The 15,066-nt window shown below is 68.8% G+C and carries 11 protein-coding genes and 1 pseudogene; 7 read left to right on the forward strand and 5 right to left on the reverse strand.

Annotated elements, in window-relative coordinates:
• Positions 1 to 980: tyrosine-type recombinase/integrase (locus ACZ6JY_RS40350; RefSeq protein ID WP_469204541.1), on the reverse strand; the 980-nt coding region annotated here is incomplete at its 3' end.
• A 138-nt stretch (positions 981 to 1,118) separates the two neighbouring features.
• Positions 1,119 to 1,367, reverse strand: coding sequence for a hypothetical protein (locus ACZ6JY_RS40355; protein WP_469204543.1), 249 nt, complete (start codon positions 1,365 to 1,367; stop codon positions 1,119 to 1,121).
• 205 nt (positions 1,368 to 1,572) lie between these two features.
• On the opposite strand from ACZ6JY_RS40355, the gene ACZ6JY_RS40360 reads away from it, so the two are divergent.
• Positions 1,573 to 1,707 (forward strand): hypothetical protein, encoded by a 135-nt coding sequence (locus ACZ6JY_RS40360; protein WP_469204546.1) that lies wholly within the window; start codon positions 1,573 to 1,575, stop codon positions 1,705 to 1,707.
• Positions 1,708 to 1,728: 21 nt separating this feature from the next.
• Here the strand turns inward: ACZ6JY_RS40360 and ACZ6JY_RS40365 are convergent, their stop codons facing one another.
• From ACZ6JY_RS40365 to ACZ6JY_RS40375, 3 genes are all read right to left on the reverse strand, one after another.
• Entirely contained in the window at positions 1,729 to 2,247 is a 519-nt protein-coding gene (locus tag ACZ6JY_RS40365; protein WP_469204548.1) for a hypothetical protein, read from the reverse strand.
• Positions 2,248 to 2,332: 85 nt separating this feature from the next.
• Positions 2,333 to 3,097: an SDR family NAD(P)-dependent oxidoreductase gene (locus tag ACZ6JY_RS40370; protein WP_469204550.1), complete on the reverse strand. Its 765-nt coding sequence runs from the start codon at positions 3,095 to 3,097 to the stop codon at positions 2,333 to 2,335.
• Positions 3,098 to 3,247: 150 nt separating this feature from the next.
• Positions 3,248 to 3,721, reverse strand: a complete 474-nt coding sequence (locus ACZ6JY_RS40375; RefSeq protein WP_469204552.1) for a carboxymuconolactone decarboxylase family protein — start codon at positions 3,719 to 3,721, stop codon at positions 3,248 to 3,250.
• Between the two features lie 106 nt (positions 3,722 to 3,827).
• Here ACZ6JY_RS40375 and ACZ6JY_RS40380 point away from each other — a divergent pair, with 106 nt between their 5' ends.
• From ACZ6JY_RS40380 to ACZ6JY_RS40405, 6 genes and pseudogenes are all read left to right on the forward strand, one after another.
• Positions 3,828 to 4,010: an ArsR/SmtB family transcription factor gene (locus ACZ6JY_RS40380; RefSeq protein ID WP_469204554.1), complete on the forward strand. Its 183-nt coding sequence runs from the start codon at positions 3,828 to 3,830 to the stop codon at positions 4,008 to 4,010.
• Between the two features lie 379 nt (positions 4,011 to 4,389).
• Positions 4,390 to 4,590 (forward strand): alpha/beta fold hydrolase, encoded by a 201-nt coding sequence (locus tag ACZ6JY_RS40385; protein WP_469204556.1) that lies wholly within the window; start codon positions 4,390 to 4,392, stop codon positions 4,588 to 4,590.
• Between the two features lie 171 nt (positions 4,591 to 4,761).
• A complete protein-coding gene (locus ACZ6JY_RS40390; RefSeq protein WP_469204557.1) occupies positions 4,762 to 7,533 on the forward strand; it encodes a helix-turn-helix transcriptional regulator in 2,772 nt (923 codons plus the stop codon).
• A 220-nt stretch (positions 7,534 to 7,753) separates the two neighbouring features.
• Complete coding sequence (locus ACZ6JY_RS40395) at positions 7,754 to 10,489, forward strand: helix-turn-helix transcriptional regulator (protein WP_469204559.1); 2,736 nt, start codon at positions 7,754 to 7,756, stop codon at positions 10,487 to 10,489.
• Between the two features lie 104 nt (positions 10,490 to 10,593).
• On the forward strand, positions 10,594 to 13,368 hold the full coding sequence (locus ACZ6JY_RS40400; protein WP_469204560.1) for a helix-turn-helix transcriptional regulator: 2,775 nt from the start codon (positions 10,594 to 10,596) through the stop codon (positions 13,366 to 13,368).
• A 166-nt stretch (positions 13,369 to 13,534) separates the two neighbouring features.
• A pseudogene (locus tag ACZ6JY_RS40405) lies at positions 13,535 to 14,173 on the forward strand (sigma-70 family RNA polymerase sigma factor); the annotation flags it as partial.
• Between the last annotated feature and the right edge of the window lie 893 nt (positions 14,174 to 15,066).

Below are 15,066 nucleotides of genomic sequence, written 5' to 3' on the forward strand. Positions count from 1 at the left end.
TAGCCCGCTGGAGCCTTCCAGAACCCATTGAGTTCGGGTGCTCCGGCGGCGGTGACGGCATCGAACAGCGCGTCGGTCATCGGCAGGAGCCAGAGCGTGTGGCGGGCGTCGTGCAAGGTCCAGTTCGTGCCGGGCTTGTCGTTAGCCCGCTGGAGAATGCGGCGTGTCGCCCAATACGTCAACGGCCGCTGACCCCCGCGGCGGGTGCGCCACACCGGTTGGCCCGGGTCGGGCAACCCGTCGGTGGCCGTGTAGTTGCCCAGGTAGCGGAAGGCGTTCGGGGAGGCAGGCACGGGATGCCGGATGCGGGTGCCCTTGCTGATCACATATATCAGCTGGCCCGACCAGTCGATGTCGTCCAGACCGACGCCCAGAAGCTCGCTCGCCCTGGCCCCCGAGGAGACGTAGAACTCCAGGAGCGCCCGGTCACGGTCACAGCCCATCCCGGCGAACAACTCGTCCCACAGTTGGTCGGGGATGGACCGCGGGGCCTGAACCGGCACCTTCTGCCGCAGCCGGCCCCGCCGGAACACCGGCGTCGGCTCCAGCGGAGACCGGTGTGCGAGAGCCTGCCGACGCCGCGAGGCCGGCACCGGATTGACCACCGGACCAGCTCCGAACCTCGCATGAAACGCATAGAACCCGCTGACCACGCTGAGGTTGTGGTTGATCGTGCTCGGCGCGTACCCCTCCCGGAGCGACGGCTTGCCGGTCTTCAGGTTGACCGACCCCGGAGGTGGAGATGTGCCGTTCCGCTTACGGAGCCGCTGCGGGTTGCGTGCTTCACGCAGCCAGCCAACCAGAGCCGCGACCTCGGCCTCCGTGGCCTTGTCCCAAGGGGTCTGCAAAAACCAGAGCAGACGGTGCCAGCGCAACAGCCCGAATCCGTAGCTCCGACAGGTCAGCGGACTGACGTCCCCCAGCATCAGATCCCTCAGGTAGGCACTGACCGGCCCGACCTCGCAGCCGTCAGCGTCCACCAAGACGAACGGAAGGTCTCTCGCCGTCCCCGCGGCTACGGCACCGACTTCGGGAACCGAGCACTTGGCTTCTATCAGGGCACGTCTTACGTCCTCCACCACACCACGCTCCTGGAAAGACCAGGCAATCCGCCTGGTTCACGATTGAGGCATGGTGCAGTTAACAGGTCGCCACCAGCGCAGCAGGTCCATGCTGTAGGAGCGGACGGTCGCCGCCGCCTTCCCGGCTGCGAGCAATTCCTGGAAGAAGACCGCGACTGGCGCCACGACCGCGCCGTCGGCGTCGACGAGCCGGTAGGGCTCGTACCGGTCGCCGGTCTCCACCAGTCGACCCCACCGAGGAACGGCCAACCTCGACAGATCCCGCTCGGGCACACGATCGTTCATCACGACCGCAGACCGTACTGGGCCGCAACCTCACCTGTGCCCTGAACTGCACAATCAACCTGGTTCGTTCAGTCAACGGGGCGTCCGATGTTCGCTCCTCCGGCCTGAGCAGTCCCAACGAGATCGTCTGATCGAGATCCGCGACAATCTGCTCGACCGGATCGTCGAGGCTCAGCGCGAAGGCTGGCTCGGCGAGGTCGAGGGCTTGGAGATCAGCCTGGCCGGCGCCGAGGAGAAGCTGCCCCAGCTCGATGCCGCACTCAAACCCTCTGTGATCCACCTGGGCCTGCCCACCTTCGGTCAGATCGCCGGACGCTCCAACGCATCTGGCCTCCCTTGAGCATGTCGGTGGAAGGCTGCCTCAGCCCGTGATGAGAGGAGCGTAGGGCTCGCCCTTCGGCGTGAAGATGAGAATGACGTTCCTGCCGCCTTCGACGGCCACCTCTCTCAAACGTGCGTCTGCTTCATGGGGAAGCTGAAGGCCAAGGATTGCGGCCGCGTGGTCTAGGCGGGCCACCAGGTCCGGCATGTCGTGCATGTACTCAACGGCGAGTTCCCGACTCTCCTCTGCTGTGAACACTTGGCAGTCACGCCACCACGGGGCTACCAGCAGGAGCCGCAGAAGTTCAGGCAAGCCAATCGCGACTAGTGCCGCACCACCTTCGGTATCCGCATAGAGGATGGGACGCTCCTCGCCGCCCTCACCACAGAAGAAGAAGGTCCCTCCAGCACCGTCGCCTGCGAATCCCTCCAGCGCATCGCCCGAGGCGAGATGAACATCCTCGCCGTGGTCACCTCGGTCCAGGTCGAAGTCGCCCGGCCAGGCCAGGAAACGAGCAGCATCCTCCCGCTCACGGATTGCAGTGATCAACGATTGCATGCGCAGCACCCTAACGACACCCGCTGACAAGTCGATTCTCCCCCTTGAGGCAAGTGCGATGCGCCAGTGGGGAGTTCATCCGGGGTCAGGAGAGCTCGAGCCCTCCGTCGATGGTGAGGATCTGCCCGGTGATGTAGGTGCCCCGGGGGTCGGAGATGCGCAGGATCCAGTCCGCGACATCCTTGGGGTCGCCGAGCCGGCCCGTGGGGATGCGCTCGCGTTCGCCGGTTCGGATCTGGCTGACGGTGTCCGCGGGAAGGCCTGCCGCGGACAGGACGTCGGTCTCGGTGGGGCCGGGGGCGATGGCGTTGACCCGGACCCCCTCGGGGGCGAGCTCGAGGGCCCAGCTGCGGGTCAGCTGTTCCAGTGCGCTCTTGGCGGCGGCGTAGTGCGCTCCGCCGGCCAGGGGGCGGTGACCGTAGGTGCTGGAGATGTTGACGATGGAGCCGGCGGTGCCCTGCAGATGCGGCAGCGCCGCGTGAGCGAGCAGGCTCGGTGCCGTCACGTGGAGTTCGAGCAGGTTGGTGATCGTCGTGCGGTTCGTCTCCGCCAGGGGCATCAGGGCGGCCACGCCGGCGTTGTTCACCAGCAGGTCCAGTCGCCCCCACCGCTTCACGGCGGTGGAGACGATCCTTTCGGCGGCGCCCTCCTCGCACACGTCGGACGACAGGATCTCGATGTTGGCGTGAGCGTGAGCGGTCTCCTCCAGGGCCCCCTGCCGCCGTCCTACGCCGAGGACGTACGCTCCCGACTCCGCGAGGGCGATGGCTGTGGCCCGGCCGATGCCCGATCCCGCACCTGTGACGATGGCGAGGCGGTCCGAGAAGTGCAGTGTTGTGGAGCTGGGCATGATGTTCCTTTGTTCGTTATTCAATGAACATCGACAACGTATACAAGCTTGTGTGCCACCGTGTGACAGCGAATCGCATGACGTGACGATGCGGAAGATATGCAGCGATGTGCGACCCGGCCAACGCCGAAAGCCCGCCTCCTCGGCAGCTCAGCCGAACTGGCCGGGCTGGTAGCCACCGGCCGGCGTCTGGTTGATGACGTTGATGCGGTTGTAGGCGTTGATGACGGCGATCAGGGAGATCAGCGCGGCCAGTTGGTCCTCGTCGAAGTGCTTGGCCGCGTTCGCCCAGACCTCGTCGCTGACCCCGCCGGCGGCGTCGGCGGTGCGGGTGCCCTGCTCCGCCAGTTCCAGCGCGGCCCGTTCGGCGTCGGTGAAGTCCCTGGCCTCTCGCCAGGCGGCGACCAGATGGAGGCGCTGAGTGGTCTCTCCCGCGTGGGCGGCGTCCTTGGTGTGCATGTCGGTGCAGAAGCCGCAGCCGTTGATCTGGCTCGCGCGGATCTTCACCAGTTCCTGTGTGGTGTGCGGCAACGTCGAGTCCGACAGCACCTTGTTCGCCGAATTGATGTGCTTCAGAACCTTGGCCCCGAGCGCATTGCCGAAGTAGTTGAGACGCGCATCCATGGTGTGTTCTCCTCGCCTTAGTGCTGATTCACACTAATGACCGGGCTACCCCCGTGGACTGTGACACCGTATGGTGTGTGTCCTGTGCCACACAGGCTGAGTGTGAGTGTTCCCGCGCCTGCTGGAAGCGCTGAGCGACCCGACCCGACCCGACCCGACGCGACTCGGAATCGTACGAGTGCTGTCCGACGTTGCCGAGCGCGGTTGGGGGCAACTCCGCACCCCTGTCGGCAAGTCCACTCTGAGCCATCACCTCAAGGTGTTGCGCGAGGTAGCCGAGAGGGTCTGACCGGGCCCGCCGCCGCACGTGCGCAACGTTCGGGCGGTATGGGACAACGTTTGAACACTGTGTCCCTCATGTGACCTCTGCCGACGAAGGACCCCGACTCATGCCTGCGATCCTCATCCACGGTGTCCCCGACACCCATCGACCAAGGAGGAGTACGTCGACTGGCTCATCCACCGGCTGGAGCGCGTCGGTGAGCCGGTTGACCTGGTCGGCCACGACTGGGGCTGCATTCTCACGGCGCGCGTCGCCTCCCTGCGGCCCGACCTGGCCCGCACCTGGGCCGGTGGCAACGGACCGGTGAACGCCGGGCACGTATGGCATCCGCTCGCGAAGATCTGGCAGCACCCTGGGCGAGGAGTGGGAGCCGGAGCTGGCACGGGTGACCGCGCCGCGCCTCGTGTTCTGGGAAATCCGCGATCCCGCCTGCCAGATCGAGTTCGGTGAGAAGCTCGCCGTCTCCCTGCGAGCCCCCGATGTCGTGAGGCTCGACTGCAACCATTGGCCGCTGCTGCAAAAGCCCGCTGCGGTCGCCGAGGTCATCGAGAAGCACGGGAAGTCGCAGCCGGGTCCGGTCAGCTGAGTGGCGAGGTCTTCAGCGCGGTATCTGATGGTCAGGCGACGTTGATGAGATCTCGGTCGGTACCGTTGGCTGCTGCCCGGCTGATGTTTGTTCAGCCCACGCGTACTGATGCATGATGGGGATGACCTGAGCTGAGCAGGGTCTGAACCTTGAACCGCATGGTGGTGGTGGATGGCGAGCAGCGCTCCTCGGCATGGGTTGCGTGGCCGGCGTGGCGAGTGCGGAGCGCTGGCCCAGGTGATTGCCGGGGCCCGGACGAGCCAGGGCCAAGTACTCGTGCTGCGCGGCGATGCCGGAGTCGGCAAGTCGGCATTGATGGAGTACCTGGTGGGGAGCGCGGCAGGATGTCAGATCCTGCGGGCTGTCGGCGTCGAGTCCGAGATGGAGCTGGCTTTCGCCGGGCTGCACCAGCTGTGTGTGCCCCTGATGGGGAAGCTCGACCGCATTCCGAGTCCTCAGCGCGATGCCCTGTCCGTGGCGTTCGGTCTGAGCGCGGGGAGTGCGCCGGATCGTTTCCTGGTCGGTCTGGCGGTGCTCAGCCTGCTGGCCGAGGCAGCGGAGGAGCAGCCGATCGTCTGCGTGGTGGACGATGCCCAGTGGCTCGATCAGGTCTCCGCCCAGACGCTGGCCTTCGTCGCGCGCCGAGTTCTGGCGGAGCGGGTGGCGTTGGTGTTCGCGCTGCGTACGCCGGCGCCTGCTGTGGCCGGTGGTGTCTTCGGGGGGCTGCGCGAGATCGTGGTCCGGGGGTTGCGCGACGACGACGCGCGGGCGCTGCTGAAATCCGTGGTCCCGGGGCGGCTGGACGAAGGCGTCCGGGACCGGATCGTCGCCGAGACCCGCGGCAATCCGCTGGCTCTGCTGGAACTGACGCGAGGGTTGACCGCGGCAGAGCTCGCCGGCGGGTTCGGGCGGCCGGACGCGCGACCGCTGGCGAGCCAGATCGAGGAGAGCTACTTGCGGCGCATCGGGGCATTGCCGACTGCGGCGCAACGGTTGCTTCTGGCGGCGGCGGCGGAGCCGGTGGGGGATGTGCCGTTGCTGAGGCGGGTGGCCGAACGGCTCGACATCGACGCGGACGCGGCGGGGGCGGTGGAGGCGGCCGGTCTCATCGAGTTCGGTACGAGGGTGCGGTTCCATCATCCGCTGGTGCGCTCGGCGGCCTATCGCGCCGCCGACCCGACAGTGCGCCGGGACGTGCACCGTGCGTTGGCCGAGGCCACCGATCCCGACTTCGACTCGGACCGTCAGGCGTGGCACCGCGCCCACGCGGTGATCGAATCCGACGAGGCCCTGGCGGGTGAATTGGAGCGGTCGGCCGGCCGGGCCCAGGCCCGCGGCGGGATCGCGGCGGCGGCCGCGTTCCTGAGACGTGCGACCGAGCTGACGCCCGATTCGGCCCGCCGTGGAACGCGGGCCACGGCCGCCGCGCAGGCCGCGTTCGATGCCGGGTCCCCCGAAGCGGCGCTCGAACTCCTCGCTGCTGCGCAGCTGAGCCCGATGGACGAGGCGCAGCAGGCTCGACTGACCTGGCTCCGTGCCCAGATCGTATTCGCGCGCAGACGCGGCGGTGAAGCGCTGCCCCTGCTGCTCGACGCGGCCGGCCGACTGACGCGGGTCGACGAGGCACAGGCGCGTGAGGCCTACCTGGATGCCATTGGATCGGCAGTCTTCGCCGGGCGCATTCATGAACGTACAGGCGTGCGGGAGGTCGCCGAGGCCGCCCGCACGGCCCTGCTCGGGTCACAACCTGCGCGGCCGACGGATCTACTTCTCGACGGTCTGGTGACCTGGTTCGCAGACGGCTGCGTCGAAGGAGCACCGCTGCTGAGGTCCGCGCTGCGGGCGTTCAGGCGAGCCGCCGGACGCGACGCGGGCGACGCCACGCGCTGGCTCTGGCTGACGTGGCTGGTCGCCGGCGACTTGTGGGACGACGAGACGTGGCACGAGCTGACCACGCACGCGGTCCGGTCGGCCCGCGAGACCGGTGCCCTCAACTTCCTTCCCCTGGCGCTTGGTTATCGCGCCGCCCTGTCCGTGCACGCCGGTGACTTCGACCTCGCCTCCACGCTTATCGAGGAGGCCGCCACCATCACGGAGGTGACCGGCCACTCGCCGATGGCGTACCCTTCGCTGCTGCTCATGGCATGGCGCGGCGAGGATGCGCGGGCGGCGGAGGTGATGCAGAGCGCCGTCGGGGACGCGACCTCATGGGGTGAGGGGCGGGCGATCGGCCTTGGGCACTACTTGCTCGCGGTCCTCTACAACGGCCTCGGCCGGTACCAGGACGCGCTGACCCACGCCGGACAGGCCGTGGAGCATGAGGACGTGTCGGTCGTCGGGTTCGCCCTCGCCGAACTCGTCGAGGCGGCCGCTCGTGGCGGCGCCCCAGATGCGGCCGCGGCAGCCCTGTGCCGACTGGAGGAGCGAGCCGGCGCGAGTGGCACGGACTGGGCGCTTGGCGTCCTGGCCCGGTCAAGAGCGCTGCTGTGCGACGGCCCGGCGGCCGACCGGCTGTACCGCGAGGCCATCGAGCATCTCGGACGCAGCAGGATAGCTGTCCACCTCTCCCGCGCCCACCTGGTGTACGGCGAGTGGCTTCGCCGCGAGAACCGGCGCGTCGACGCGCGCGCGCACCTGCGCACGGCTCACGAGACGCTGCAGGGTTTCGGAGCGAGCGCCTTCGCCGAGCGAGCCCGACGCGAACTCCTGGCCACCGGCGAGACAGTGCGGCGCCGACAGGCCGAGGTGGACGACCTGCGCGAGGCCCTCACGGCTCAGGAAGGGCAGGTCGCCCGCCTTGCCGCCGACGGAATGACGAACTCCGAGATCGGCGCCGCATTGTTCATCAGCCCTCGCACAGTCGAATGGCACTTGGGCAAGGTGTTCACCAAGCTCGACGTCAAGTCGCGGAACAAGCTCCGCACTGCGCTGGCCGGCACCTGACGGTCGGGAGACCGATCACCTCCGGGGACACCCGGGGGTGGACCGGGGGTTTCTCGGGCGCCACGCAGAGGGCCGGGCGGCAGTGTGTGCACCGCGGCACCGACTGGTGCCGTGCGTGAACGGAGCGCCCTTGAGCGCTGGATCGTTCACGCGGGGAGCGACTGCCCCTCAGGCTGTGGGCATCGGGCTGTGGGGACCGAAGGGAAGGGTCGGCCAGCTGATGACTCAGGAGCCGGTTCTGGGGCGAAGCCGTGAATGCGAGATGTTGGACGGACTGCTTGACGCCGTGCGTGTCGGTGAGAGCCGTGTGCTGGTGCTCCGTGGTGAAGCGGGAGTGGGGAAGACCAGGCTGCTTGAGTACGTAGTGGCCAGGGCTCGGGGCTTCCGGGTGGCTCGCGTCACGAGTGTGCAGTCGGAGATGGAGCTCCCGTACGCCGGGCTGCATCAGCTCTGCGCACCCATGACGGATCGGCTCGACAGGCTCCCACCCGGACAGCGCGATGCCGTCAACGGAGCTCTGGGGCTGGGGTCGACGCATGTTCCCAACGGCTTCTTGGTCTCCCTCGGTGCCCTGGGCCTGCTGTCCGACGTCGCTCGTGACCAGCCCTTGCTGTGTGTCGTGGACGACGCGCAGTGGATGGACCGCGCGTCGATGCAGACCTTGGCGTTCATCACGCGGCGCCTGCTCGCCGAGTCGGTGGCCCTCGTTTTCGCGACCCGTGTGCCGGAAGAAGACCCACCCGGTGGCACTGAACCCATCGGCCTCCCGGAGCTGCTGGTCAAGGGCCTGTCCGAGCGTGACGCGCGAACCTTGTTGCGCTCCGTGCTTCCCGGCCTGTGGGATGAGCGAGTGATCAGGCGGATCATCACCGAGTCCCGGGGTAATCCGCTCGCGCTGCTGGAACTTCCGAACCTGGCAGCCTCGGTCGACCTGGCCGGCGGGTTCGGTCTGCCGAGTGCCCAGCCCCTTGAGGATCGCATTCAGCGGGCCTATGTGCGCAGATTCGGCGGACTGCCGAACCGGGCCCGAAAGTTCCTGCTGGCCGCGGCGGTGGAACCCACTGGTGACCCGGCGTTGCTCTGGCGCGCCGTGGACCGCCTCGGCCTCGACACCGAAGCCGCGCGAGAGGCCGTGGCAGCAGGCCTCGTCAAGCTAGGTGACCGGGTCAGGTTCTTCCACCCCATGGTTCGCTCGGCCGTCTATTGGGCGGCCTCGCCCGAAGAACGGCGCAGTACCCACCGCGCGTTGGCGGACGTGACGGATCCCGCCACCGATCCCGACCGCCGGGCCTGGCACGCCGCACACGGCGCGACCGGCCCTGACGAATCCGTCGCAGCCGAGCTCGAACGCTCGGCAGGGCGGGCGGAGGCACGAGGCGGGGTCGCGGCGACGGCCGCGCTCCTGGCCCGCGCGGTGGAGTTGACTCCTGACCCCGTCCGCCGCCAGGACCGGGCGCTGGCCGCCGCACGTGCGACTCATGAATCGGGCAATCCCGATCTCGCCCGGCGGCTGCTGGCCCTCGCCGAAGACGGCTCCCACGACGAACGCCGACGCGGCGAAGTGGATCTGGCCCGCGCCCGGATCGCCTTCACGTCGGACCGGGGCAGTGAAGCTCCCGGTCTCCTGCTGAGAGCCGGCGGCCGACTGGCCGCGCACGACGTCGCGCTGGCCCGGGACACCTACCTGGAGGTGATCAACGCGGCGATCTTCGCAGGACCACAGGCGTACGACGACGGTCAGTACGAGGCGGCCAGGGCGGCCCGCACGAACCCCGCACCGCAACCGCCTCGTCCCACAGACCTTCTGCTCGACGGCCTTGCGGTACGGATCATCGACGGCCATGCTGCCGCAGTGCCCGCCCTGCGGCGCGCACTGCGTGCCTTCGCCGAGCCGGACCTCTCCCCGGAAGAGGGACTGCGCTGGCTGTGGCTGATCTGCGTGACCGCCGTGGGGCTGTGGGACCACGAGACGATGTCCTTGCTGGGCGCCCGTCACCTCAAGCTCGCACGGGATGCCGGACAGGCGACAGCGCTGCCATTCGCGTTGACGATGCGGTGCGTGGTGCACGTTCTCGACGGTGAACTCGCCGAGGCCGCCTCGCTGGCGGAAGAGGTGCAGACCGTCGCCGAGGCCGTCGGCACGGCCGCCCCGATCTACGGCGCGCTCTTCGTCGCCGCTTGGCGAGGCCAGGAGACAGAGTGCATCGAGCTGAGCGAACGGGCCGACGAGGGACTGGAGCTCCGCGGCGAAGGCGTGGGACCAGTGGTCAGCCGGTGGGCGCGGTCCCTGCTCTACAACGGCCTCGGGCGGTACAAGGAAGCGGCGCAGGCGGCCGACCTGGCCACACGTGAGTACAGCCAACTGGAGATGGGCATCCCGGTGTGGGCGCTCGCCGAGTACATCGAGGCCACCGCCCGGACCGGATTCCCCGGACAAGCGGCCGACGCGCTGGACCGCCTCACCGAGCTGACCCAAGCGAGCTGTACCGACTGGGCGTTGGGCATCGAAGCCCGTTCCCGTGCTCTTCTCAGCGAGGGAGCGCGGGCCGAACGCCACTATCAGCAGGCACTCGACGCGCTCAGCCGCACCCGCCTGCGCGGGGAGTCGGCCCGTGCCCACCTCGTCTACGGGGAGTGGCTGAGCAGGAGCGGACGCCCTCAGGACGCCAGGGGCCAACTGCGCATCGCTCACGATCTGTTCGACATCATGGACATGCAGGGCTTCGCGCAGCGCGCCGCGCTCGGCCTGACGGCCCTCGGGGAAAAGGTCACGAAGAACTCCGGCAGCACAAGGAGTGACCTGACCCCAAAAGAACTGCAGATCGTCAGGCTGGCACGTGAAGGGCTCACCAACCCCGAGATCGGCGCGCGGCTCTTCCTCAGCCCGCGTACCGTCGAGTGGCACCTGCGGAAGATCTTCAGCAAGCTTGGCGTCACGTCCCGCAAGCACCTGTGAACAGGCCAGGCCGAGAAGCCGGTTGCTCAGGAACGCGGCAACGGCAACCCTTGTCGTCCGGAAATCGGCAGTCAACGGACAGAACGATCGACGAGGCGGTTCCCATGGCAAGCGGAAGGCCAAGGGCGCACCTGCGCGGGCGCCAGGCCGAATGCGAGACGCTGGACCAGTTCGTGGCGACGGTACAGGCCGGTCACAGCTCGGTCCTGGTCGTGCGCGGCGAGGTGGGTATCGGGAAGACCGCGCTGCTCGACCACGTACGCGACGGCGCGGACGGCTGCCGGATTGCCAGGGCGGCCGGCATCGAGTCGGAGATGGAGCTGGCTTTCGGAGGCCTGCACCAGCTGTGCGCCCCGTTCCTGGACCGGCCCGGCAGCCTCCCGGCTCCGCAACGTGACGCGCTGGGCACGGCGTTCGGCCTTACCGCGGGGACACCGCCGGACCGCTTCCTCGTCGGCCTTGCCGTGCTCAGTCTGCTCGCCGACGCCGCCGAGCAGGAACCGCTGATCTGCGTGGTCGATGACGCCCAGTGGCTGGACAAGGTCTCCGCGCAGACCCTGGCTTTCGTCGCACGGCGTCTGCTGGCCGAGAGGATCGGACTGGTCCTCGCCGTGCGCGAACCCTCACTCGAATCAGAGTTCGCGGGGCTGCCGCAGCTCGCGGTGGGCCGGTTGAGCGACAGTGATGCCCGCGCCCTGCTGAACTCCGTGATCCCGGGCCGGCTCGACGAACGAGTCCGCAATCGCATCGTCGCCGAAACACAGGGCAACCCACTGGCTCTGCTCGAGCTGCCGCGCGGGCTGACCCCCGCGGAGTTGGCGGGCGGCTTCGGACGCCCCGATGCGCGGCCACTGGCCAGCCAGATCGAGCAGAGCTTCCTGCGTCGGGTCCGAGCCCTGTCGCACGAGACGCAGCAACTTCTGCTCATCGCTGCGGCCGAGCCGGTAGGGGACGTGACCTTGCTGGCCAAAGCCGCCGCTCTGCTGGGAATCGAGGAGTCCGCCGCATCGTCGGCCGAAGCGGCCGGACTGATCACCATCGGGACCCGGGTGCGGTTCCGGCACCCGGTGGTGCGCTCGGCGGCCTATCGCATCGCGACCGCCGAGGCTCGGCAGCAGGTGCACCGGGCCCTGGCCGACGCGACCGACCCGGATGTGGACCCCGACCGTCGGGCCTGGCATCTCGCCAACGCCGCCGCCAGGCCCGACGAGAGGGTGGCCGCGGAGCTGGAACGCTCTGCCGGTCGCGCGCAGGCCCGAGGCGGGGTCGCGGCGGCGGCCGCGTTCCTGGAGCGCGCGGCCGAGCTCACCCCCGACCCGGCCGTACGCGGTGCCAGGGCACTGGCGGCAGCCCGTGCCAAATACCAGGCCGGCGGGTACGACACCGCGAGCGAGCTGCTGGACGCCGCGTCCCTCAGCCCCATCGACGAACACCAGCTCGCCCAGGTGGAACTGCTGCGCGGTCAGATCGTGTTCGCCTCCAAGAGCGCCAGCAGTGCCCTGCCGATGCTCGTGAGGGCGGCCAAGCGGCTGGAGCCGCTGGACGCGGGACTGGCCCAGCAGACCTATCGCGACGCGCTGAACGCCGCGCTCATCATCGACCGACTGCCGAGCGGCGTGCAGCTGCAGGACATCGCCCGGGCCGCGCTCGCCGCACCGCCCGGGCCGCCGCCGCAACGCAACGACCTGCTCCTGCGGGGCCTCGCGGTGATGACCGTCGACGGATACCTGGCGGGGGCGCCCATGGTGCTGCGGTCACTGGAAGCCCTGTGCACCGAACAGGTCTCCCGGGAGGACGGTCTCGGCTGGTTCCCGCTCGCTGCCCGCATGGCTTTCAACGTCTGGGACTTCGACAGCAACACGGTGTTCTCTACGCGACTGGTCGAGCTGGCCCGCGAGACGGGGGCGCTGTCGGTCCTCCCGTCGGCCCTCCTGCAGCTGGTGTCGAACCGCGTACTGGCCGGCGAACTCGACCACGCGGACACACTGATCGCGGAGGCGCAGGCGATCGGCGAGGCCACCGGAAGCCGCTACCTCGCCCACTATGTGTCCATGGTGACCGAGCCGTGGAAAGGCCGGGAAGTCGAGATGCTCAAGGCCATCGACGCCATGACCCGGGACGCGGATATCCACCAGGGAGGACCGGGCAACATGCTCAGTTCGAGCGAGTGGGCGAAGGCGGTGCTTTACAACGGACTCGGCCGCTACGAGGAGGCCTGGGCCGCGGCCGAGCGGGGGGCGCGGAACCTCCAGCAACTGGGCCTCGCGATCAGGTCGATGGTCGAACTCGTCGAGGCCGCCGCTCGCAGCGGCAGGCCCGCCCGCGCCGCCGAAGCAGCACGCCAACTCGCCGACATGGCACAGGCCAGCGGTACCGACTGGGCCCTTGGCACCTCGGCCATGGTCGGTGCCCAGGTGAACGAGGGTCCGGCCGCCGAGGCCCTCTACCAGGAGGCGATCGAGCGCCTGGGCCGTACCGAAGACCAGATCACGTACGCCCGCTCGCACCTGCTCTACGGTGAATGGCTGCGCCGGGAGAACCGCCGCGTCGACGCCCGGGAGCAACTGGGCATCGCCTACGAGGCCCTGAGCCGGATCGGCGTCGAGGGATTCGCGGAGCGTGCCTGGCGCGAACTGCGTGCCACCGGCGCGACAGCGCCCAAGCGTACGGCCGAGTCGCGTACCGCGCTCACCGCTCAGGAGGCGCAGATCGCGCGACTGGCCGGTGGCGGAATGACGAATCCCGAGATCGGGGCCCAGTTGTTCATCAGCCCGCACACGGTGGAATGGCATCTGCGCAAGGTGTACGCGAAGCTCGGCGTAGCGTCCCGCAAGCAGCTCAGCGGCGCCTTTCCCGAAGGGACAGCCGTCACGGCCTGAGGCCCGATGCGGCCACCTACGGGGTGCCCCCTGGTGCCCCCGGGTGGGGCACCAGGGGGCCGACCATGCACTCCCCGGGGCGTCACGGAGGGGGCCCCGGCGGGAGCGTGTCCACAGAGGCATCGACGGATGCCGTGTGTGAAACGGAGCCGTGGTGACCGTGTCCCTGAACTCGACGGAATCGCGTACAGACCCCCAGCCGTCCCCCGGGGAAAGCACTCTGGACGAGGCCGTGTCCGTCTTCGAGGGGCTGCGGCCACGCCTCTTCGGCATCGCGTACCGGATGCTTGGGAGCGTGGTGGAGGCCGAGGACGTGGTCCAGGATGTGTGGCTGCGCTGGCAGAGGACCGACCGCTCGGTAGTGGTCAGCCCCGCGGCCTTCCTGTCGCGCGCCACCACCCGGCTGGCCATCAACGTGGCCCAATCTGCCCGCTCCCGCCGACAGACCTATATCGGCCCCTGGCTGCCCGAACCCATCGACACCAGCAGCGACCCCGAGGCCGGCGTGCAGCGGGCGGAAGAGCTGGAGCTCGCACTGCTCCTGGTCCTGGAGAAGCTGACGCCCACGGAGCGGGCCGTGTACATCCTGCGCGAGGCCTTCGAATACGCCTACGCTGACATCGGCGACATGCTGCACCTCAGCATCGTCAACGTCCGCAAGATCGCGAGTCGGGCCCGCAAGCATCTCGCGGACGAGCAGCGGAAGACCGCGGACGCGGTGGAGCACCGGCAATTGCTGGAAGTCTTCGTCACGGCCGCCAGGACCGGAGACGTCGCCTCCTTGGAATCGCTCCTGGCCCCGGATCCGTCGGGGTCCACTTGACGGCCGGACGTTGACGTGATGGGCCTTGCGAGTAACGGAGGGTGATCACCGTGTCGGGTTGCCTGGAGCGCAAGGGTGCCTCCAGGCAACCGTCTTCCGGCTCTAGAAGAACCCAAGTTTCTTGGGGCTGTATGAAGTCAGAATGTTCTTCGTCTGCTGGTGGTACAGGCTCGATACTCCCCGTTGACCACGGGAAATGGGGGATCTTAAGGCCGAGGAGCAGTGTCGGCCCGCGTATGGTCCGGATCTTGGGAGGGCAGCAGATTGACGGAGTCGGCTCCGCTGGTGTGGCGGCAGCACGGTGAGTGGTGAGGGATTGCGGCTGAGCCAGTGGTGACGGTGGTGGCGAACATGGTTGTAGTCGGTGTAGTGCCACCGGTGGCGTTTGAGTTTGGTGAGCAGGCGGTCCGCCAGGGTGTCGACGTCCGTGAGGTCGTCGGTCAGGGACGTAGGCTCCGGCGTCGAAGGCAGCTGAGCTCCGCTCCCGCGGAGAGCACACCACGCCGTTCCACACGGCGACCGTCCAGGCTGGCTCACCTCCGCTCGCGCGGAGAGCACGTACCTGCGGGAGTACCTGGCCGCGCGTACCACGGCTCACCTCCGCTCGAGCGGAGGCGCGACGGCTGGAAGGCTCACGGCGAAGCCCGAACTGGAGGAGGCTCGTGCGGTTTCCTCGGAATGTGTCGCGCTGTATGAGGCCATCAGTGACAGGGTCGGAAAAGGCAGGAAGCTCGGCAAGGCCAGCCAGAGGGGGGCGAAATCGGCGGGCCCTTGTGGCAGTTCCTGCGACAGGCGGAGGAGCGGCTGACAGCCATCCTGGCTTCGCGCAGAGCGCGCAGCAGGCCGGGCGCGCGGTCGGCGAGCAGGTCGATGTC

The sequence above is a fragment of the Streptomyces sp. NPDC046335 genome (assembly GCF_055587985.1).